Source organism: Microcoleus sp. AR_TQ3_B6 (assembly GCF_036702785.1).
Lineage (GTDB): Bacteria > Cyanobacteriota > Cyanobacteriia > Cyanobacteriales > Microcoleaceae > Microcoleus.
This window is the reverse complement of the sequence record NZ_JAUBVJ010000008.1, coordinates 63,239-80,739: the sequence shown is the minus strand read 5'-3', so window position 1 is coordinate 80,739 and position 17,501 is coordinate 63,239. Positions and strand designations below refer to the sequence as shown.

Below are 17,501 nucleotides of genomic sequence, written 5' to 3'. Positions count from 1 at the left end.
CAAGCTGAAAAGCTAGCGGGAACTGAGATGGCAAAGTTAATTACTCAAAATCTACAAAGTTCCTGCCTATCGTCTTCAGAATCGTCCCAAAGCTGTTTCAGTAGGTGGAAGATAGACATTATAGAGTTAAAAGAAAGGAAATGCTTCTTAATAAGTCCAATTCCAACCCACCATTCCGTTCTGATGATTACCCAGAAATGGAGCGAGATGTCATTCAAGAACGTTTGCGTCAAGCTAAATTCAGTTTTAACGTGACTATTGGGTTAAAAATAGTAAACGCCTCTATCAGTATTTTAGTCATCGTACTGTTGTTTTCTGGAAAAGTCACAGAAGGCTCAGTTGTCACCGCTGGCGGATTAACATTAAATATTGTCAGCGTTAGGTTACTCAAGTTTACAAAAGAAACTAACGACAGACTCGATCGCCTAGCCAAAGAATTCAAAGACAACGATTAAACAAAAATAGTTAAAGTAGGGTGCGCCTTCCGCACCTGACAAATTACCAATTCAACTAACGCGCGCTTTACAAGTCAAAGTAGGGCGCGCATTCCGCACTTGACAAATTCAACTAACGCGCACCTGACAAATTCAAGTTAAATTCTGCAAAAATTTATCAAAAGTTGCCCGATCGGGCATAGCACCTTGAGCACCCCTTTTAGTTGTGCACAGAGCGCCCGCTGCTGCGCCCCACCGCACCGCCTCTGACAAGGACAGACCGGCATCTAATGCCGAGGCCAACCCGCCGTTAAAAGCATCGCCAGCGGCCACAGTGTCGATCGCCTCCACAGCAAAAGCCGGTACAAAAAACGTTTCATCCGCCGTAACAGCAACAGCCCCGCGATCGCCCAATTTGACAATAACATTCTTGACACCGCGCTCCTGCAACTGTTTGGCAGCCACAATCGCGGTTTCCGTGTCATTCACCCGAAAACCGACCAACTGGCCCGCTTCCACTTCATTCGGCGTCATAATGTCAATTAGCGGATAAAGTTCGATCCTCTTCGAGGGCTCCGCTAACGGCAAATCCGCCCTAGCCGGTGCTGGATCGAGAATAACTCGCACCCCCGCTTGACGAGCAGCTTTCGCAGCTTCTTGGACAACTTCCAGGGGAATTTCTAACTGTAACAGCAAAGATGTAGCTCCTGTCAACACTTTTTTGAGACGTTCTATATCTGCTTCACCGACATTGTTATTCGCCCCCGGAATCACAATAATATTATTTTGGCCTGTCTCGTCTACCGCGATAATTGCCACACCTGAATGAGTGTTTTGGTCGATTAATACATTGTCTGTACTTAAACCATAAGATTGTAAATTAGTCAATAATTCTTCAGCAAATTTATCGTTACCGACGCGGCCGATGATGTGGGTAGAAGTGCCGAGACGGGCGGCCGCGACGGCTTGATTTGCTCCTTTGCCGCCGCCGGCCGTGAAAAAATTGCTACCGATGATAGTTTCCCCTGGTTGCGGCAACCGGGGAGTTTTTGCTGCTAGGTCGATGTTGATACTGCCAAATACGATGATGGTCATAGATTCAAATTGCGAATTGCGAATTGGGCATAGGGCATCGAGGCACGCTCGAATTGGGCATGGGAACTAACAAATAACTAATCACAAATAACCAACAGCCAACTGTCAACTGTCAACTGTCAACTGCCAACAAGCCTCAAACGTGCTAGAACAGTTATAGTCTTCACCGGTCAATTCAATGGCTGCAATTACTCTCGATCGCAATCCCTGTGTCCTGCTAGTTGAAACAGACGAAGTTCTCGCCGGACACTTGAGTCTCGACTTAAAATCCTCCGGCTACGAACCGGTAGTGGCTTCTAATACCGCCACCGGCCAACAGTTAGTCCGTCAATTGCAGCCAGCTTTGATTGTAATTGACCGGATACTTGGTCCTGAGTCGGGGCTGTCACTGTGTTCTAACCTCAGAAGTATGGGCAATCGGGTGCCGGTGCTGTTATTGATCGGTCGTGATACAGTTGACGATCGCGTAGCTTGTCTAGAAGCTGGCGCGGATGATTATTTTCTCAAACCATACCGCACTGAGGAGTTTTTGCAGTTGGTGCGCTTGTATTTGCAGCCCGATAACACCAGCAACGAACAATTGAGGTTTGGCGATTTAGTTTTGGATTTGGCCTCTAGGCGGGCCCTGCGCAATGGACGGGCGATCGACCTGACGATGAAGGAATTTGAGCTGCTAAAGTATTTGATGGAACATCCCCGGGAGGTTTTGACTCGGGAACAAATTCTGGAAAATGTTTGGGGTTACGACTTTCTGGGCGAGTCGAATGTGATTGAGGTTTACATCCGCTATCTGCGGATTAAGATTGAAGATGAGGGCGAAAAGCGCTTGATTCAGACGGTGCGCGGTGTTGGCTATGTGATGCGCGAAGCTTGAAGCAGTCTGTTGAGTGTTGAGTGTTGACTGTTGACTGTTGAGTGTTGACTGTTGACTGTTGGCTAGTTCCAATGTCCAATTACCAATTGCCAATGTGAACTACCACACACTCACCCGAAGCGGGTAGAGTTTGGGCTTCTCCCTTCAACAACCATAGCCTCCGCAGTAGTAGACTTGCGCCCATACTGTTTTGGTCTTACATAGCCTTCAGGAGCAATAACGCTGGTTCCCAACGTCAATACGCGCAAGCCTTCATTTTTGATATTGATCGCGGCGTTAATGTCTCTATGGTGCCGCTTGCCACAGTGTGGACAGTCGAATTCACGCACAGATAAATCCATCTTTGGCAGTGATTTCAACGTACTTGAGCAAAGATGAGTTGATGCAAAAAATCGACCTATTTCTAGATAAACCTTGCCCACCATTTCTGCTTTGTACTTGAGCATAGTGCAGAACATCTCCCAGCCAGCATCAGATATTGCTTTGGCTAGGCAATGGTTTTTCACCATGTTTCTTACTGCCAGATTTTCCACTACTATGACTTGGTTTTCGTCCACTATCTTGCGCGATAGTTTATGTAGAAAATCCTCGCGGACTCTTTTAATTTTTGAATGAACCTTGGCAACAGCCAGCTTCGCCTGTCGTCGATTGTTAGTCGTTTTATCAGTTTTGCGATCCAGCTTTTTCTGCTTGCGTTTAAGATTTCGTTCGTGTTTTTTGGTAGCTCTAGGGTGTTGATACTTAGAGCCGTTCGATGTAACCGCAAAATCGGTTAGACCCAGATCTATCCCAATGACATCGCCGTCAGCACTGGACTCTGGCAGAGCAACACCATCATCTACAAGCATCGAAGCAAAGTATCTACCATCAGGGTTCTTCGAGACAGTTACGGTCTTGACTTTCCCGTTGATATCTCGATGAACCTTGGCTCTGACAGTGCCCAAATTACCAGGGAATTTAATCTCACTTGGACCAAAGACTTTGACATTTTGAGGGTAGTGAATAGATTGTTTCCCTTGGCGTTTTTTGAATGTGGGATACATTGCTCGACCATCAAAGAAATTCCCAAAAGCTACGCCGAGATTTAAAACTGACTGTTGAAGGCACTGCGAGTAACACTCTGACAACCATTCAAACTCAGCTTTCCATAGAGGTATAGATTTCTTCAGGGTCATGGCTGTAACGCCCTTCCCAGTTTCTTGATAGGTCGAAGTCATTATGTGTAAAGACTGATTCCAGACCCAACGCACACAACCGAAAGCCTTAGCAAGATGCACTTGCTGGGCTTCTGTTGGATAGATTCGGACTTTAACAGCTTTTAACACGAGACTTAGATTGCTTCTTGAATTGCTCTAAGAACAGCATAACAAAAAGCTTTGGTTAGTGTAAGGGATTTTGTTCGTCTCGTCACCCACCCCTGGGCAACCGAAGAGCGTCGAAAAGTCGGTTTTGGTTGGGGTGGGACTCCTCATCTCACTCGCATTCATCTCAACACCTCCCGAAGGGTAGGTGTGAAGCTTCTGCTGTTTCAGCTAAAATCTAAAATCTAAAATCTAAAATCATTATGAGTTATTTAACTAATTTGCTCGGTATTGGGGTAATTCTATTTTTGCTGGGATGTTCGCCGACTTTACCTGTCGCAGATACTGGTGCTACTGGTATTTTGACCTCGCAGTCTCCAACGGCTACAACATCGGGTCAAGTGCTGCCTGTTTCTGCTAGAGCTCGGATAGCCGATCGCCCAATCCAACTCGAAGTCGCGAAAACAGTCGAACAGCAGGCTATGGGTTTAATGTACAGAACTTCTTTGCCGGATGACAGAGGAATGCTGTTTGAGTTTAAACCGGCGCGAGAGGTCAATTTTTGGATGAAAAATTGCAAAATTTCTCTGGATATGATTTTCCTGCGGGATGGGGTAGTTAAGGCGCTCGAACTTTCTGCACCTCCTTGTACTGCCGATCCTTGTCCTACCTACGGGCCCGATACTGCTGTCGATCGAGTTATTGAACTCCGGGGCGGGCGAGCTGCTGAACTCGGTGTCAAAGTGGGCGATCGTATTAAAATCGAGTTTTTCTAGTAAAACTTCCGACAGTTTCAGTTCCCTCGCCCATGGGGGCTAGAAAGCAGGTTTTTCCCATATTTCTCATTACTAAACCCAAAATTTCCTAGAAACCGGGTTTCTTCGGTCAACCTGCCTCAGCGGACTAAGTTTTTAGGTTGTAGTCTGAAACCCTTATTCTACGGTTGGCAATCAAAAAATGTCCGAAGCGTTGTTCCAGTAAAACCCGAACACAGACATAATCCCCCGGTTTCCATCGCCCAGAGATCCGCCTGCCTTCGGAATCCCCGAGAAAATTTAGAAACTTTACAAAAATTGATTAAATCTGTTAAATTATTAATGTAAGATGCAGTACAGACACCAAAAGATTTGCTAGGATGTCAATCTTACTGAGTCTGGGCTTGAGCTTGTTTGCGGAAGCTGTGGATTGTTGGTCGCGGGTATGAGACGAGTCAGCGACTCGTTACCAATCCTGAGAGACGATACTCAGCCTCAAGAGGTAGCAGCACGAAAAGAAATTTTCTGGAACTTCTGAAGTTCGAGCTAAATCTACTAAACCTATTTGAAGTAAAATTCTAGGAGCCACGTTAATTGGCTAAGTTAACGAAGGGTAGCAGGTAGGGGTTCGATCGAAATATCTAACCAATTTTGAAGTAGATTTGCGGATTCTGCATTTTGGCAGATGAAGTTAAAGTCTGAACCTGGTTTATTAGTTTTAGGTAGCAGAATTTATTTCGATTCGCGCTGCAAAGATGCCGAAGTATTCAGTTTAGATTCGATCGCGATCGCCAGTCGATCGGGCTGGCATCAGCAAAAGTGCAAAACCTTTCGCTTTTTGGGAAAGGTTTGCTTTACAGTCGCACTGAGAATTACGTTTGGCACTTTCAACCGCCAATACTGTTAAAACCGTTATCGACGGTTACCAGACAGATTTAAAACTGGCTTATTACTAATCAAAAAAATCAGGTTCCCATTAGAAAATGGTGTCCTATACAAAGAGGTGAAATCAGATGGCACCGGCTAGATACACTCGATTAATTCGATTTTTACAAGAAGATTTGGCAATTTCTCCAGCGTCAATTGCTGTCGCCGAACGTGGTGGCGGTGACAAACAGCGCCAGCGCGATAAAGATCCGGATTCCTTGCCGATGGTTCTGTGGCAATACGGTTTAGTCACTCTCGAACAGTTGGATAAAATCTTTGATTGGTTATCCGAAGCATATTAAAAGGATTTTAGATTTTAGAGAAAATCCAAAATCTAAAATCCTTTAACAACTGAGATTAGGATTCAGCCAAGAATTTGGCAGCAGCGGCAACGCCGGCACCCGGAGTATAGCCTTCATGACCCAATTCTCGCAACACCGCTTCTAAAGAGGAAATTGCTGCTAGGATATCGCGATCGGACACAAAGCCCAAATGGCCGATTCGGAAGATTTTACCTTTCAAATGGTCTTGTCCGTCGGCGAGAGCAATGTCAAATCTTTTTTTCATCAAAGTCCGCACTTTTTGAGCATCTACGGATTCTGGTGGCATAACCGAGGTAATCGCAGGGCTGGCGGCATCGTCAGCGGCCAACAAAGGCAAACCTAAAGCTTTTACAGCAGCGCGAGTAGTTGTCATCAACCGTTTGTGCCGCGCGAAAACGTTTTCTAATCCTTCGGCTTTCATCATCTGCAATGTTACTTGCAGCCCAAAAAACATATTGACCGGTGGAGTAAAAGGAGTCGTATTTTTGGCAGCTTCTTTGCGGTATTTGCCCAAATCTAAATAATAGCGGGGCAGTTTCGCAGTTTTGTAAGCCTCCCAAGCTTTGGGACTGACGGCGACAAAACCCAAACCTGGGGGAATCATGTAAGCTTTCTGAGAACCCGAAGCAATGACATCGATTCCCCAAGCGTCCATCGGAATATTGACAGCACCTAAACTGGTGACAGCATCCACCATAATTAAAGCTTCGCCGTGTGCTTTAACGTGGCGGTTGATGGTTTCGAGGTCGTTGAGGACGCCGGTGGAGGTTTCCGAGTGGGTAATGATGACAGCTTTGATTTGCTTCTGTGTATCTGCTTCGAGTTTTTCGCGGAAGTTTTCGGGGTCTAAAGGTTGGCCCCACTCGGCTTTAATAATTTCGGCGTTTAAACCGTAAGCTTCGGCGACTTCAGCCCAGCGTTCGCCAAATTTGCCGTTCGTGCCCACTAAAACTCGATCGCCCGCACTCAGGAAATTAATTATTCCAGCTTCCATCGCGCCGGTACCGGAAACGGTTAAACTCAGCACGTCGCTGCTAGTTTGGTGCAACCATTTGAGGTTTTCGGTACATTCTGCAAAAATCGCGTCAAATTCCTTGCTGCGGTGGCCCATCGGGTGTTTTGCCATCGCTAACAATGCCGCTTCAGGCACCGGCGTCGGGCCGGGAATCATCAGCATTAATTTGTTGTCCATAATATTGTCCTAAGTTTTTCTGTGGGAGTTATATAGAATAAATCAAATACGATACGTCGCTACTCTAAGTTTTTTTAACTTTTAACTCCCTTCTGGTTAATTTCATTTAGAGACCAGCGGTGTTCTACCGCTAAGTTCGATCGCTCGCAGCTTTGTTCTAATTGCTTTTGAATGGCAAGGGCTTTGCGCAATGTAATAATAAGTTGGTGAACTTGTTGCTGCTGCGGCGACTGGGGACTGACAGCAAACATCGTTTTGCGTTCTAACAATTGAAGTAGCAATTCATAATGAATGTACGAAGGAAGGGGGATTGGCTCCATGAAAGCTAACATACCTCAGCGAACCGACACCCCATTGCAATTGCATGAGGCATCACAGGTGAACATTAGATGCCCGATTGTTTATTTGTGTTCTAACCGTACAATAACCCCTGCTTTGCCGATCGAATTTTCGGGGCTGGGTGCGTTGGAAACGCTAAATTTGGCGATCGACAGGCTTAGAGAATAGATTTAATTGCTTTCTGGCAAAATATTTCTATGCAATGTAGCTTTGAGTGCTATTTTTTTTTACAGTAGCGCTTGAGTCGATGCAGGCTAGAAATTCTCATTATTTACCTACTCAATCATTTTTTATCAGAATTAAGGGTGGTTTGTCAAGCGGTCTCGCCTTTCACAGACCCGGATGGGCTTCGACAAGGGAGGCTAAAGCGGCCCCTGGATCCGGCTGTTTGACTAGAGATTCGCCGATGAGGACGGCTTCGGCGCCGGCGCTGGCAACTTGAGTTAGGTCGTCGGGAGTGTGGATTCCTGACTCGCTGACGATGAGGATACCTTTTGCTTGGATTGCGGTTTGTCGATCGGCTAATAGTTGACCGGTAGTTTCTAGGCTGACGGAAAAGTCTTCTAGGTTGCGGTTGTTGATGCCGATCAGGTTAACGCCTTCTAGGGTTAATACTCGATCGAGTTCTTCGAGAGTGTGAACTTCTATTAAAGCTGTCATGCCCAATGTCTTGACAATTTTTACAAAGTATTGTAAGTCTTTGTCAGATAGAATGGCTGCGATTAACAATACAGCATCCGCGCCGTGAATCCGGGCTAGATAAATTTGGTAGGGATAGATAATAAACTCTTTGCAAAGTAAGGGTAAATCGACGGCCGCCCGGATTTTAGCGAGGTTGTCGAAGCTGCCTTGAAAGAACTTTTCATCGGTGAGTACGGAGATGCAGCTAGCACCGTTTTGTTGGTAAGCTAGGGCGATCGCCACCGGGTCGAAATCTTCGCGAATTACGCCTTTGCTGGGGGAAGCTTTTTTAACTTCGGCGATGATAGCGGGTGTGGTTTTACCGTTTTTAAGGGCGCCGAGGAAGTCGCGGATGGGCGGTGCAAACGGGAGTTTTTTGTGAAGATCGGCTAAGGGGGTGCGATCGCGCTTTTGGGCCACTTCAGCTTCTTTTTCCCAGACGATTTCTTCGAGGATGTGCTGGGGTTCGGCGTCGGGTACGGCGATTTGGTAGCTGAGGTAGAGGACGGAGACTGATGTGCTGGGGGGACGGCGGCGGATTTGAAGCATGATAGGGGGGATAAAGGGCGATCGCTACAGATTTTAAGTTGTCGTTACGATCGCCCTTTATTCTACCATTACTGCTTGGGAGGACGATCGGGCTTAGGCAGAAACCGGGTTTTTTCCGACAATTCTGCGTTAATGCCTTTAACCTCGTAAAAAACCCGGTTTCTTGGGAGGATGAGTGAGGCAGAAACCGGGTTTTTTCCCGACAATTCTGCGTTAATGCCTTTAACCTCGTAAAAAACCCGGTTTCTAGGCGTGGGAGTGCATAAGTCGCGATCGAGCAATTTCTCAACCAATTTTTAATAGCGTATTTACCATATAATTAGGACAAGTTTTATTAAAAAATCAGCTCGTAAAAGTGATTTTTTTTGATAAAAAAATGAGGCAATACTTCAATGGATACACGATTTAAATACCCAGAAATTATCAAAACCATACTTCAGGAACACGCTAATTTCCGCAATACTCTACCTGACGGCTATCATTCTCAACTGATATTTGATGACGATCGAGGAGGATACTTAGTTTTGGATATTGGTTGGAATGATGACAATTACCTTCACGCTACACCAATTCACATCAATTTAATCGACGGTAAAATCTGGATTCAATATGATGATACCGAAGAAGGAGTGGCTACCGATTTACTGGCAGCAGGTATTCCTAAAGAAGATATTGTACTCGGTTTTCGCCATCCTAATGTGCGGCAATATACTGAATTTGGAACTGGTTTGAGTGGCAAAGATGAAGAGAGTGTTGCTGAATCTGCGGCTATGCAGTCAGCCTAAGTAGACTAAGGAGACGGAGGTGCTGGGGGGACGGCGACGGATTTGAAGCATGATAGGGGGATAAAGGGCGATCGCAACCAGTTTTTATTATATAAGGTCGATCGCCCTTTTCAATTTATGATAAAATGCCGTTAACTAAGTATTCGGAGATAAACCGATGCAATTAGAAGACTATTTTGAATTTCTCGACCCCGATGATATCCGCATCAAAGGACATCGGATCGGCATCGACGACGTAATTAAATATTACTTGGATGGATATTCGCCCGACCAAATTCTGGAAGAATTACCAAGTTTGAATTTAGAGAAAATTTACGCGACGCTAACTTATTATCTGCACAATCGCAAGCAGATGGATGCTTATATGTTGCGCCTGGCGAAGTGGCGGGAAGAACGCTATCAGGAATCGTTGGCTAATCCATCTCCTCTAGCATTGCGTTTGAGAGCAATCAAAGCACAGCGAGAACAGGAGTTGCTTAACTAAGCGTGAAAATTCGTTTTTTACTCGATGAAAATTTGCCACCTAAGCTCAAAAGTGCTGTTTTAAAACTTCAACCGGAGATAGATATTTTGCGGGTGGGTGATTCAAATGCACCGCCATTCGGAACTTTAGATCCAGAGATTCTCCTTTATTTGGAATCATCGAAACGACTATTAGTGACGGATAACCGCAAAAGTATTCCCGGACATTTGGAGGAACATTGGGCTGCAGGGGGACAAATTTGGGGATTAGTTTGGGTGCGTCCAAGTGGAAGTATCGGCAGATGGGCAGAAACAATTAATTTTATTTGGGAAACTACTGAATCTGAAGAATGGATCGATAAGTTAGATTGGATTCCCTATTAAAGAATGATGTGGAATAAGTGCGCGCGAGCGTAGCTATCCCGTAGGGAATCGCACTTTTGGGCAGCCAAAATCCCTTCGCTAAGCAAGTCCGCCGGAGGTGGAAAACCCCGTCTCATAGCAAAAGTCCTCTAAAAGAGGACTGAAAAGCCAATTTAATAAACAAAGGTCGATCGCGCATTCCCACATTTTACCAAAAGGTCGATCGCACATTTCTCAGTTCCCGATAATTCACTTGACGATAATATAATTTTTTATGAGTCAGAGTTGGGGTTAAAATAGTTAGTTTTGACATACTCTTTTAGTACCGGATCGAGGGTGAAAAATGTGCGATCGCCCTCCTGGATTTTTTCAACTAATGAACGCCGTCCCAAGGATTGCATCACTTTCAAAAATTGCGATCGAGATAATTGCAGATTCTCTGGCACTTTTGAGAGGGAAACTGGCGCGGTTTCACTGGCTAGCCATGACATTACCTGTTTTTCTGACTCGGATAAACGATTAAATGGCTGATGCAGTAAAGATTCTAAATCACCTAAAAATAGTGTATCATCCGACAAAAATTCCGATAGGCTGCCGTTAAACAAATCTTGAATCATTGTAGCAACTATTTTTAACCACAAGGGATTGCCTCTGTATTGTTCAATTAGTTCTGACCATTTTTCATGTTCAGCTAAACCTTTTTCTCTAAGGATTTCCCCCGCGCCCGCACCTAAACCATTGAGTTGTAATGAGCGAACTGGTTGATTTTTGCCTTCTAATGCGGCGATTTCTCTGGGTTTTTCGGAACTGAGCAACACTAAGCAACTGTTGTGAAATAATTCTCCTACCTGTCTGAATAGTGTGCCGTAATCTTCATATCCAGGTTGGTAATTGCCAGCGAGTTGTCCGCTGCTATTTACCATTTGTACGTCATCGAGTATCAGCAGACAGCGGTATTTTTGCAAGTAGTTCAGTAGGGGCAATCCCCCCGTGGTTGCCCCATTCTCTGGGACAACCACGCCGTCGGCATTTGGGGCGGGCACGGGGGCACCGCCCCTACAGAAGAATTTAATTATACTTGTTTGAAGTATTGGCAGGGGTGGAGGTGTGGCGATACTTCGCCAGATGACGAAATCAAATTCATGTTTGATTTGTTCGACAAGTTGTGTGGCGAGTGCGGTTTTGCCAATGCCGACTATGCCGTGTATGGCGAGTAGGCGGGTGTTTTCGTGTAGAATCCACTGTTTGAGGGTGGTGAGTTCGGATGTGCGATCGTAAAAAATGCCAGACTTAGGCATTTCAGCTAAGAATTGACGCAATTTTGGTTCAGTGTTGCCTTTGTTTAGAGGTTCTTCATCGGTTGGTGAATTGGGAACTTTTGGGGAGTGTGAATTATTTTCACAGAAATTGACGTTACCAATGTGTACAAAATCTTTATTGAAGTTCCAGAGATTTGATAATTTTACTTGTTCCAATCTGACTCTCAAATTTGCTTTATTGACTTCTTCGCCTAATACTTCTGATAGTAGCTTCCATAATGCAGAGGCAATATCTTTAATGTGACCTTCACTACAGTGAGATTCCTCTGCTATTTTTGAGTATTTCTGACCTTGTAAAGTTCCCCGCAGTATCACCTCTTGCAGATTGTCTAAGTGTTTTCCCGTATTGATAAAAACTAGGTCGTCGGCAAGTTTTAAGACTTCTTGAACGTCCATAGGTCGGTGGTGTAGGAGTTTTACCTACTATATCCTACTTTATCCGACTTTTTCTGGTCTAACCTACTTTATCCGGCTTTATCCGACTTAATAAGCTAAAATAAATATTAAAATTCCCTACGAGTTCCGACTTTTACCGACTGTACAAAACGGAAGAATTACGAAAAAATAATATTTACATCAGGCATTTATTAAGTTTTTTTTTCAACATAAATAACATAAAAGTAAGGCTATTAATTTTGGGGCTTTGCCTACCAGTGACGATTGGTATGGTGTTGTTGTGTAACGTCAAGCCATCGAATATATGTCCTTAAAAGTTGGCTTATTCTCGATATTAGCCTACCTTATTCGACTGGTATACAGATTATTTCAACAAAAATAATGTTTCTTTAGATGATTGCTATCGCTCTAGTTTAAATTTATAACATTTATGAATACTTACCCAGTGATTTTGTATCCACTTTCTATTGAGAAAGCTTTGGCAAGCTTACCTCCAGTACCAGAACCACCTAAAGTTTTTCCTCCGCCAATACTTCAACTACTACCTAAGCCAGAAGAACCAGAAGTTTTTATTGAATCACCTCCTGTCAGGATAAAATTAATTCCATTATTTCTTGCTGAACTAGGAGTATCTATAATCAGTGCCTTAGTTGGTAGTGCTAGTAATAGCATTGGAGCCGGATGGACTTTTTTTATAATGTTAACATTAGGAGTGTTTTGGTTTGGTTATACCCAGGTTGAAAGCTATCCTATCAGACTTAGCCAATATCGGGAAGAACTAGCAGCTTACCAGGAAAAACGAAATAGTTATCCTAAAATTATTAAAGACTGGGAACAATCCATACATCAAGAGACAATTAAACATAAGGAGTTGCTTGCTGAATGGGAACGTCAAAAGCAAAACTTAGAAAGAATCTACCAACAGGAAGTTGAAAACTTACGAACTCCCCAAAAAGTCAGTGATTGGAGGATGGAGGCTTGTCAACAAGCATTTTTATCACTTAAACCCCAAAAGTTTGACATAGAACCAGCAGAAAACAAAAGAGGATTCACAGAATACCCTGACAATTGTCGATTTCCTAACCTGCTCAGGAACTATTTTGGTGATGATAAAATATTCATCTTAAAAAAGGTAGTGTATTACACACCAGATTTTGCCTATGTTGAGCCTGAAAACAACTGGTTTTCAATAGATATTGAAATAGATGAACCATACACCCCACGCCCATATCCTAACAATTCTCCGTTGAGACCCACTCATTGTATAGGTCAAGACGATAACCGTAACTACTTTTTTCAACAGCATGACTGGTATGTAATTCGTTTTAGCGAAAGACAGGTATTTCTTTATCCTGAAAGTTGCTGCAAAGTGATAGCTCAACAGATTTATACATTTACAGGTAACGAATCAGTTTTAAGGCAGTTTGCTAAGATTCCCGACTTACAGCCAGAACCATTGTGGACAGAAGATGATTCCATCCATAAAGCCGAAAGGCGAGAGAGATTAAATTATAAGTAAGTCATGCCAAAGGAACAATGCAGTTAAACCCCAGTAGTCTTTTAAATCCACGACCGGAAAATGCTAGGCACAGGCTATGTTGCTCGGGTATTTCTGAGAATTGACTTAGCTGCTGAAAGAGCGATCGCCCTTATATGATTGAAGTGCGATCGCTCTTTGGTATAATCAAAGAATCCCGATCTCACACAACCCAATGGAATCTCTACCCAATAATTGGGATGAACTTGCTAAAATCTTAAAACCTATTCATATAAGTCTCCTCGCAACGCAATATCTAGAATCCTGCAATTACAAAATACGCGGTTATTGGGATAGCAATAAGTTTTATGAACAAATAGCTTTCATTCATCCCATTTGTGCTGAGTTAATCAGCCGATCGCTCGGCACAAATATCCTAAACAACCATCCGACTTCTCACTGGATTAAACTTAAATTTTTACTCAAAGCCGATTTATCTGCGGGCGAAAACAACCTGGTTAGCGATGATGGCGATGATGAAATTGGCGAACTGACTCTAATTTTAGATGCCAATCTCAAAGTTATTGATGAAAACTGGTCGATCGATATCGAATCCCCTTTTGTTGTTGCCAAAATTCAGCCACATTGCAGCATTCTGCCTAAAGTGCGTGAAGGGTAGCTATCCCGTCGGGAATCGCACTTTAACTTAACCCTTAACCGCTTCCTGCGATTGAATTTCATCGCCTGCAACGCTCTCGATGCCGCCTCAACTACGCTTGTCCACTCAGAAGATTTAATATATTCCTCATCAGAAACTCCTGTCCCCAACGCCTCAAAAACTAAGTCTATAGCCTGACAAACTGCTGAGATCAAACGGGCTTCTTTTTCATCTTCAATAATTACTCCGATTGCCGCCTTTGGGTTTTCTGCCAGCACTGTATCGTCGTAAAGAAAATGAACCGCCTCATCAAAACTGTCGCACTCAATACCGGGCGGATAATCGCTCTCTAGCCAAGCTTTATGTTGATATTCTCTATCTGCCAAACTTCGGAGAGTTTCTAATAACTCCTCTCTCATTTTCGGATACTTTACCATACAACTTTCTCCTTTACTAAGGTGCGTACCAGGTTTGCCACTGCAACCATTTATCTAAAGGGATGTGAGCTTCTGTGGGACTATTTTTGATGCTACCTGCGATGGGTTGACCATTTTTACCGATAACTTGACCGTCTTTTCTAAGAATAACGTGGTCTACCTGCTGAGAAGGAAAACTGCTATCTGCATCCCCTTTGTCAATCCTTACACCATTTCCCTGATTGGTTGGATCTCGCCACCGCCAACCTGGTTTCTTTTTGTTTGGCTGTGCATCGCCCCAGGATTCGGGTATTTTCTGGCTGGCTGCTTCTGGAAATGTCCAATCTTGACTTGAAATCACCTCGCACCTGGTTTATGCTTAATCCTGTTCCTAGACAGCAATTTTAGCACAGAGGATATATCGACCTTAAATAATTTATCACTAATATGAGTATTAACGATAAACTCAAGACTATCCTAACTCAGTTACGATCGCACTTCGAGCAACTGTACGGCGATCGCCTCACCAAAATGGTACTCTACGGCTCCCAAGCCAGAGGCGATGCACGCCCCGACTCTGACATTGATATTTTAGTCGTCCTCAAAGGGCAAGTAAACCCAGGCGAAGAAATTAAAAGAACCAGCCACATCCGAGCCGATTTGTCGCTCCAAAATGATGAAGTCATTAGCTGTCTGTTTATGGACGAACAGCGATTTATACATTACAACGGGCCTTTATTGAGGAACATTCGTAAAGAGGGAATAGCTTTATGAAACCCGAACAATTAGACTTACTCATGAAAGCTCGTCAAAGTCTATCGGCGGCAAAGCTATTACTAAATAATGGTTTCCCAGACTATGCAGCATCCCGCGCTTATTACGCCATGTTTTATATTGCTGAGGCATTTTTAGAGGGCGAAGGAATGTCATTTTCCAGTCATGCCGCAGTAATTGGAGCTTTCGGCCGAGAATTTGCCCGGACAGGAAGAGTTCCTGCTGAGTTTCACCGATTCTTAATTGATGCTCAAGACTTGCGAAATAGTGGGGATTACGGGGGACTTGATACTGTCACTGTCGAGCAAGCTGCGGAGCAACTTAACTGCGGCGAGCAATTTCTAGAATTAGCCCAAAATGCGATCGGCACTCTACCGCCGCCATAAAATAGAATACCCAGATACCCGACTTCTTGAAAAAGTCGGGTATCTAAAAATAGCACTTACGCGGGGGCGAGAAACCGGGTTTTTTACGAAAATATTTCGTTCCCACCCACAGATTAGGTAAAAAACCCGGTTTCTTTGCGTGGAGTGCGTCCAAGACTGTAAAACAAGAGCACCGCCCCTACAGATTAATGACTACCCGCTCCAGCCGCCCGTTTAAACGCCTCATCCAACACTTCCGAAAGCGTCGGGTGAGTGTGCACTCGGAATGCTAAATTGTTCACAGAATCGCGCTGGGCGATCGCATTTGCCGCCTCCTGAATCAAATCCGAAGCGTGCAAACCGAAAATGTGAACTCCCAACAACTCCCCAGTATCTTTCCGGAAAATCACCTTAGCCGTACCGTCGGTTTCCCCTTCAGCAATAGCCTTAGAATTTCCCTTAAAATAAGTCTTGACAGAAGCTACCTCAAACCCTTCAGCTTTCCCCAACTCCTTCGCCGCAGGTTCCGTCATCCCCACATAGCTAATTTCCGGGTGAGTAAAAGCCGCCGCCGGGATACTCAAATAGTCAACTTCGCGGGGACGGCCACAAATATTTTCTACTGCGGCAATTCCCTGAGCAGACGCAGAATGCGCTAACATCATCTTGCCGTTAACATCGCCGATCGCCCACAAATTTTGCACCGGTTCTCCCGCCGCCAAAACCTGCATCTTATCGTTAACAGGGATATAACCGCGCATCGTTTCCACGCCAACAGTTTCTAACCCCAAATTCTTGCTCACCGGAACCCGACCAGTTGCTACCAAACAAGCATCAACTTCCAAAACTTCCACAACTTCCTTAGTTTTGAAATCAGCTAATTCAATAATTACCGGCGAACCGGGAATAATCTTCTTAGCCAACAACCCAACCTTTGTTTCAATATCGCGCGGTGCAATTAACACTCGTTCTGCCAACTTAGCAATATCCGGGTCAAAAGTCGGCATCAATTGGTCTAGAGCTTCAATCATCGTAATTTCGCAGCCCAAGGCCGTGTAAATATCCGAAAACTCCAAACCGATATAGCCACTGCCAATAATTGCGATCCACTTCGGCAGCGATTCCAACCTCACAGCATCGTCGCTGGTAAATACAGTTTTGCCGTCAATTTCTATCCCGGGGGGGACGAAGGGAACCGAACCGGGAGCGAGAATAATATCCTTGGCAGTAATAGTTTTCTCGCCTTTATCGGTTTCGATCGTAATTTTTTGAGAACCGGCGATTTTGCCCCAACCTTGGATAGTATCGACGCCCAAACGTTTGAGGCTGTTGGTCAAGTCGCCGCGAAGTTTGCTAACAATAGTGTTAGCGTGATTCGCGATCGCCCCGCGATCGAAATCCACACTCCCCAATTGAATTCCCAAAGTCTTGAGGTGGTGGGCATTCCGCAAATCTCGCACCCGTCCGGAAGCCGCCAACAGCGCCTTAGAGGGAATGCAGCCGCGGTTGACGCAAGTCCCCCCCATATCGCCCGCTTCGATAATTGCCACTTTCAGCCCGCAGCTAACCGCGTGTATGGCCGCCCCGTGTCCGCCCACCCCAGCGCCGATAATTGCTAAATCGTAATCAAATCCCTGAGTCACCTTAAAATCTCCTAATGCCTGTGAAATCTTAGGACTCAAGCAAAAAACACCGTATGTCCGTCCTTTCGAGCTGGCGCGTTGCCATCGCAACCCTTGAACAGCGGTAATAGTTGCGCAAGTCCTGTCTCCTTATTCTCGACTAGACTAGGGTTAATTAGACAACGAAAGAGGCGTAACTAAGATTTTTTCAGAGTCAGTCAGGAACCTTAGCCTAAAGGCATAAGGCTTGAAAGAGAAATCTAGAAAGCCATCCTGACCAGCTTAAGTCCTTCGCGGACTACGTTTTTTGAGTCACGACACCAGGCGGATGCGTAGCTAGTCAAGAGCTCTGTCGCTGAGAGTTAAACAATCTTAAGGTCACTGAGATAGTGCT

At 44.6% G+C, this 17,501-nt stretch carries 23 protein-coding genes; 13 read left to right on the top strand and 10 right to left on the bottom strand.

What is annotated here, in order from left to right:
- The first annotated feature begins 140 nt into the window (after nucleotides 1-140).
- Nucleotides 141-455, top strand: a complete 315-nt coding sequence (locus tag QUB56_RS06415) for a TRADD-N-associated membrane domain-containing protein (protein ID WP_332954165.1) — start codon at nucleotides 141-143, stop codon at nucleotides 453-455.
- A gap of 132 nt (nucleotides 456-587) precedes the next feature.
- On the opposite strand, the gene rbsK is transcribed toward QUB56_RS06415, so the two are convergent.
- Nucleotides 588-1,529 carry a ribokinase gene (gene rbsK / locus QUB56_RS06410; RefSeq protein ID WP_332954164.1) on the bottom strand — a complete coding sequence of 314 codons (942 nt, stop codon included), beginning with the start codon at nucleotides 1,527-1,529 and terminating at the stop codon, nucleotides 588-590.
- 178 nt (nucleotides 1,530-1,707) lie between these two features.
- Between rbsK and nblR the strand changes: the two genes are divergently transcribed.
- On the top strand, nucleotides 1,708-2,403 hold the full coding sequence (gene nblR, locus QUB56_RS06405) for a response regulator transcription factor NblR (RefSeq protein WP_332954162.1): 696 nt from the start codon (nucleotides 1,708-1,710) through the stop codon (nucleotides 2,401-2,403).
- 110 nt (nucleotides 2,404-2,513) lie between these two features.
- Here nblR and QUB56_RS06400 read toward each other — a convergent pair whose 3' ends face one another.
- On the bottom strand, nucleotides 2,514-3,728 hold the full coding sequence (locus QUB56_RS06400; RefSeq protein ID WP_332954160.1) for an RNA-guided endonuclease TnpB family protein: 1,215 nt from the start codon (nucleotides 3,726-3,728) through the stop codon (nucleotides 2,514-2,516).
- Between the two features lie 239 nt (nucleotides 3,729-3,967).
- Between QUB56_RS06400 and QUB56_RS06395 the strand changes: the two genes are divergently transcribed.
- From QUB56_RS06395 to QUB56_RS06385, 3 genes are all read left to right on the top strand, one after another.
- Nucleotides 3,968-4,480: a DUF192 domain-containing protein gene (locus tag QUB56_RS06395; protein WP_332954158.1), complete on the top strand. Its 513-nt coding sequence runs from the start codon at nucleotides 3,968-3,970 to the stop codon at nucleotides 4,478-4,480.
- A 664-nt stretch (nucleotides 4,481-5,144) separates the two neighbouring features.
- On the top strand, nucleotides 5,145-5,366 hold the full coding sequence (locus QUB56_RS06390) for a hypothetical protein (RefSeq protein ID WP_332954157.1): 222 nt from the start codon (nucleotides 5,145-5,147) through the stop codon (nucleotides 5,364-5,366).
- 106 nt (nucleotides 5,367-5,472) lie between these two features.
- Nucleotides 5,473-5,688, top strand: a complete 216-nt coding sequence (locus QUB56_RS06385; RefSeq protein ID WP_332954156.1) for a DUF2949 domain-containing protein — start codon at nucleotides 5,473-5,475, stop codon at nucleotides 5,686-5,688.
- 55 nt (nucleotides 5,689-5,743) lie between these two features.
- On the opposite strand, the gene QUB56_RS06380 is transcribed toward QUB56_RS06385, so the two are convergent.
- Together QUB56_RS06380 and QUB56_RS06375 are read right to left on the bottom strand one after the other, a co-directional pair.
- Nucleotides 5,744-6,901 (bottom strand): alanine--glyoxylate aminotransferase family protein, encoded by a 1,158-nt coding sequence (locus tag QUB56_RS06380; RefSeq protein WP_332954155.1) that lies wholly within the window; start codon nucleotides 6,899-6,901, stop codon nucleotides 5,744-5,746.
- A gap of 74 nt (nucleotides 6,902-6,975) precedes the next feature.
- The gene (locus QUB56_RS06375; protein WP_006632049.1) at nucleotides 6,976-7,221 is read right to left on the bottom strand and encodes a DUF5340 domain-containing protein; all 246 of its coding nucleotides are present in this window, start codon (nucleotides 7,219-7,221) and stop codon (nucleotides 6,976-6,978) included.
- On the opposite strand from QUB56_RS06375, the gene QUB56_RS06370 reads away from it, so the two are divergent.
- Nucleotides 7,220-7,408, top strand: coding sequence for a hypothetical protein (locus QUB56_RS06370; RefSeq protein ID WP_332954154.1), 189 nt, complete (start codon nucleotides 7,220-7,222; stop codon nucleotides 7,406-7,408). The two genes, QUB56_RS06375 and QUB56_RS06370, sit on opposite strands and share 2 nt — an antisense overlap.
- A 162-nt stretch (nucleotides 7,409-7,570) precedes the next feature.
- Here the strand turns inward: QUB56_RS06370 and trpC are convergent, their stop codons facing one another.
- Both trpC and QUB56_RS06360 read right to left on the bottom strand, forming a co-directional pair.
- The gene (gene trpC / locus QUB56_RS06365) at nucleotides 7,571-8,470 is read right to left on the bottom strand and encodes an indole-3-glycerol phosphate synthase TrpC (RefSeq protein WP_332954153.1); all 900 of its coding nucleotides are present in this window, start codon (nucleotides 8,468-8,470) and stop codon (nucleotides 7,571-7,573) included.
- A gap of 68 nt (nucleotides 8,471-8,538) precedes the next feature.
- Nucleotides 8,539-8,763, bottom strand: a complete 225-nt coding sequence (locus tag QUB56_RS06360; protein WP_332954152.1) for a hypothetical protein — start codon at nucleotides 8,761-8,763, stop codon at nucleotides 8,539-8,541.
- A gap of 99 nt (nucleotides 8,764-8,862) precedes the next feature.
- On the opposite strand from QUB56_RS06360, the gene QUB56_RS06355 reads away from it, so the two are divergent.
- From QUB56_RS06355 to QUB56_RS06345, 3 genes are all read left to right on the top strand, one after another.
- The gene (locus QUB56_RS06355) at nucleotides 8,863-9,255 is read left to right on the top strand and encodes a XisI protein (protein ID WP_332954151.1); all 393 of its coding nucleotides are present in this window, start codon (nucleotides 8,863-8,865) and stop codon (nucleotides 9,253-9,255) included.
- Between the two features lie 157 nt (nucleotides 9,256-9,412).
- Nucleotides 9,413-9,739, top strand: coding sequence for a DUF433 domain-containing protein (locus tag QUB56_RS06350; protein WP_332954150.1), 327 nt, complete (start codon nucleotides 9,413-9,415; stop codon nucleotides 9,737-9,739).
- Nucleotides 9,740-9,741: 2 nt separating this feature from the next.
- Nucleotides 9,742-10,101 carry a DUF5615 family PIN-like protein gene (locus QUB56_RS06345; protein ID WP_332954149.1) on the top strand — a complete coding sequence of 120 codons (360 nt, stop codon included), beginning with the start codon at nucleotides 9,742-9,744 and terminating at the stop codon, nucleotides 10,099-10,101.
- 251 nt (nucleotides 10,102-10,352) lie between these two features.
- Here QUB56_RS06345 and QUB56_RS06340 read toward each other — a convergent pair whose 3' ends face one another.
- Nucleotides 10,353-11,795, bottom strand: a complete 1,443-nt coding sequence (locus QUB56_RS06340) for an NB-ARC domain-containing protein (RefSeq protein ID WP_332954148.1) — start codon at nucleotides 11,793-11,795, stop codon at nucleotides 10,353-10,355.
- Nucleotides 11,796-12,225: 430 nt separating this feature from the next.
- Between QUB56_RS06340 and QUB56_RS06335 the strand changes: the two genes are divergently transcribed.
- Both QUB56_RS06335 and QUB56_RS06330 read left to right on the top strand, forming a co-directional pair.
- Nucleotides 12,226-13,314 (top strand): hypothetical protein, encoded by a 1,089-nt coding sequence (locus QUB56_RS06335; protein WP_332954146.1) that lies wholly within the window; start codon nucleotides 12,226-12,228, stop codon nucleotides 13,312-13,314.
- Between the two features lie 193 nt (nucleotides 13,315-13,507).
- A complete protein-coding gene (locus QUB56_RS06330) occupies nucleotides 13,508-13,951 on the top strand; it encodes a hypothetical protein (RefSeq protein ID WP_332954145.1) in 444 nt (147 codons plus the stop codon).
- Here the strand turns inward: QUB56_RS06330 and QUB56_RS06325 are convergent.
- Together QUB56_RS06325 and QUB56_RS06320 are read right to left on the bottom strand one after the other, a co-directional pair.
- Nucleotides 13,909-14,367 (bottom strand): SCO4402 family protein, encoded by a 459-nt coding sequence (locus tag QUB56_RS06325; RefSeq protein ID WP_332954143.1) that lies wholly within the window; start codon nucleotides 14,365-14,367, stop codon nucleotides 13,909-13,911. The two genes, QUB56_RS06330 and QUB56_RS06325, sit on opposite strands and share 43 nt — an antisense overlap.
- Nucleotides 14,368-14,383: 16 nt before the next feature.
- Nucleotides 14,384-14,707, bottom strand: a complete 324-nt coding sequence (locus QUB56_RS06320; RefSeq protein WP_332954142.1) for a hypothetical protein — start codon at nucleotides 14,705-14,707, stop codon at nucleotides 14,384-14,386.
- Nucleotides 14,708-14,793: 86 nt separating this feature from the next.
- Between QUB56_RS06320 and QUB56_RS06315 the strand changes: the two genes are divergently transcribed.
- The gene (locus QUB56_RS06315) at nucleotides 14,794-15,120 is read left to right on the top strand and encodes a nucleotidyltransferase domain-containing protein (protein ID WP_332954140.1); all 327 of its coding nucleotides are present in this window, start codon (nucleotides 14,794-14,796) and stop codon (nucleotides 15,118-15,120) included.
- Nucleotides 15,117-15,506 carry a HEPN domain-containing protein gene (locus QUB56_RS06310; RefSeq protein ID WP_332954139.1) on the top strand — a complete coding sequence of 130 codons (390 nt, stop codon included), beginning with the start codon at nucleotides 15,117-15,119 and terminating at the stop codon, nucleotides 15,504-15,506. Before QUB56_RS06315 ends, QUB56_RS06310 begins: the two co-directional genes overlap by 4 nt.
- Before the next feature lie 185 nt (nucleotides 15,507-15,691).
- On the opposite strand, the gene lpdA is transcribed toward QUB56_RS06310, so the two are convergent.
- A complete protein-coding gene (gene lpdA / locus QUB56_RS06305) occupies nucleotides 15,692-17,128 on the bottom strand; it encodes a dihydrolipoyl dehydrogenase (RefSeq protein WP_332954137.1) in 1,437 nt (478 codons plus the stop codon).
- Nucleotides 17,129-17,501 lie beyond the last annotated feature (373 nt).

Bases quoted from the DNA above. Each gene is read 5' to 3' on its own strand.
- QUB56_RS06415 (WP_332954165.1), top strand. From the start codon at position 141: ATGCTTCTTAATAAGTCCAATTCCAACCCACCATTCCGTTCTGATGAT.
- rbsK (WP_332954164.1), bottom strand. From the start codon at position 1,529: ATGACCATCATCGTATTTGGCAGTATCAACATCGACCTAGCAGCAAAA.
- nblR (WP_332954162.1), top strand. From the start codon at position 1,708: ATGGCTGCAATTACTCTCGATCGCAATCCCTGTGTCCTGCTAGTTGAA.
- QUB56_RS06395 (WP_332954158.1), top strand. From the start codon at position 3,968: ATGAGTTATTTAACTAATTTGCTCGGTATTGGGGTAATTCTATTTTTG.
- QUB56_RS06390 (WP_332954157.1), top strand. From the start codon at position 5,145: ATGAAGTTAAAGTCTGAACCTGGTTTATTAGTTTTAGGTAGCAGAATT.
- QUB56_RS06385 (WP_332954156.1), top strand. From the start codon at position 5,473: ATGGCACCGGCTAGATACACTCGATTAATTCGATTTTTACAAGAAGAT.
- QUB56_RS06380 (WP_332954155.1), bottom strand. From the start codon at position 6,901: ATGGACAACAAATTAATGCTGATGATTCCCGGCCCGACGCCGGTGCCT.
- QUB56_RS06370 (WP_332954154.1), top strand. From the start codon at position 7,220: ATGAAAGCTAACATACCTCAGCGAACCGACACCCCATTGCAATTGCAT.
- QUB56_RS06375 (WP_006632049.1), bottom strand. From the start codon at position 7,221: ATGGAGCCAATCCCCCTTCCTTCGTACATTCATTATGAATTGCTACTT.
- trpC (WP_332954153.1), bottom strand. From the start codon at position 8,470: ATGCTTCAAATCCGCCGCCGTCCCCCCAGCACATCAGTCTCCGTCCTC.
- QUB56_RS06355 (WP_332954151.1), top strand. From the start codon at position 8,863: ATGGATACACGATTTAAATACCCAGAAATTATCAAAACCATACTTCAG.
- QUB56_RS06350 (WP_332954150.1), top strand. From the start codon at position 9,413: ATGCAATTAGAAGACTATTTTGAATTTCTCGACCCCGATGATATCCGC.
- QUB56_RS06340 (WP_332954148.1), bottom strand. From the start codon at position 11,795: ATGGACGTTCAAGAAGTCTTAAAACTTGCCGACGACCTAGTTTTTATC.
- QUB56_RS06335 (WP_332954146.1), top strand. From the start codon at position 12,226: ATGAATACTTACCCAGTGATTTTGTATCCACTTTCTATTGAGAAAGCT.
- QUB56_RS06330 (WP_332954145.1), top strand. From the start codon at position 13,508: ATGGAATCTCTACCCAATAATTGGGATGAACTTGCTAAAATCTTAAAA.
- QUB56_RS06325 (WP_332954143.1), bottom strand. From the start codon at position 14,367: ATGGTAAAGTATCCGAAAATGAGAGAGGAGTTATTAGAAACTCTCCGA.
- QUB56_RS06315 (WP_332954140.1), top strand. From the start codon at position 14,794: ATGAGTATTAACGATAAACTCAAGACTATCCTAACTCAGTTACGATCG.
- QUB56_RS06310 (WP_332954139.1), top strand. From the start codon at position 15,117: ATGAAACCCGAACAATTAGACTTACTCATGAAAGCTCGTCAAAGTCTA.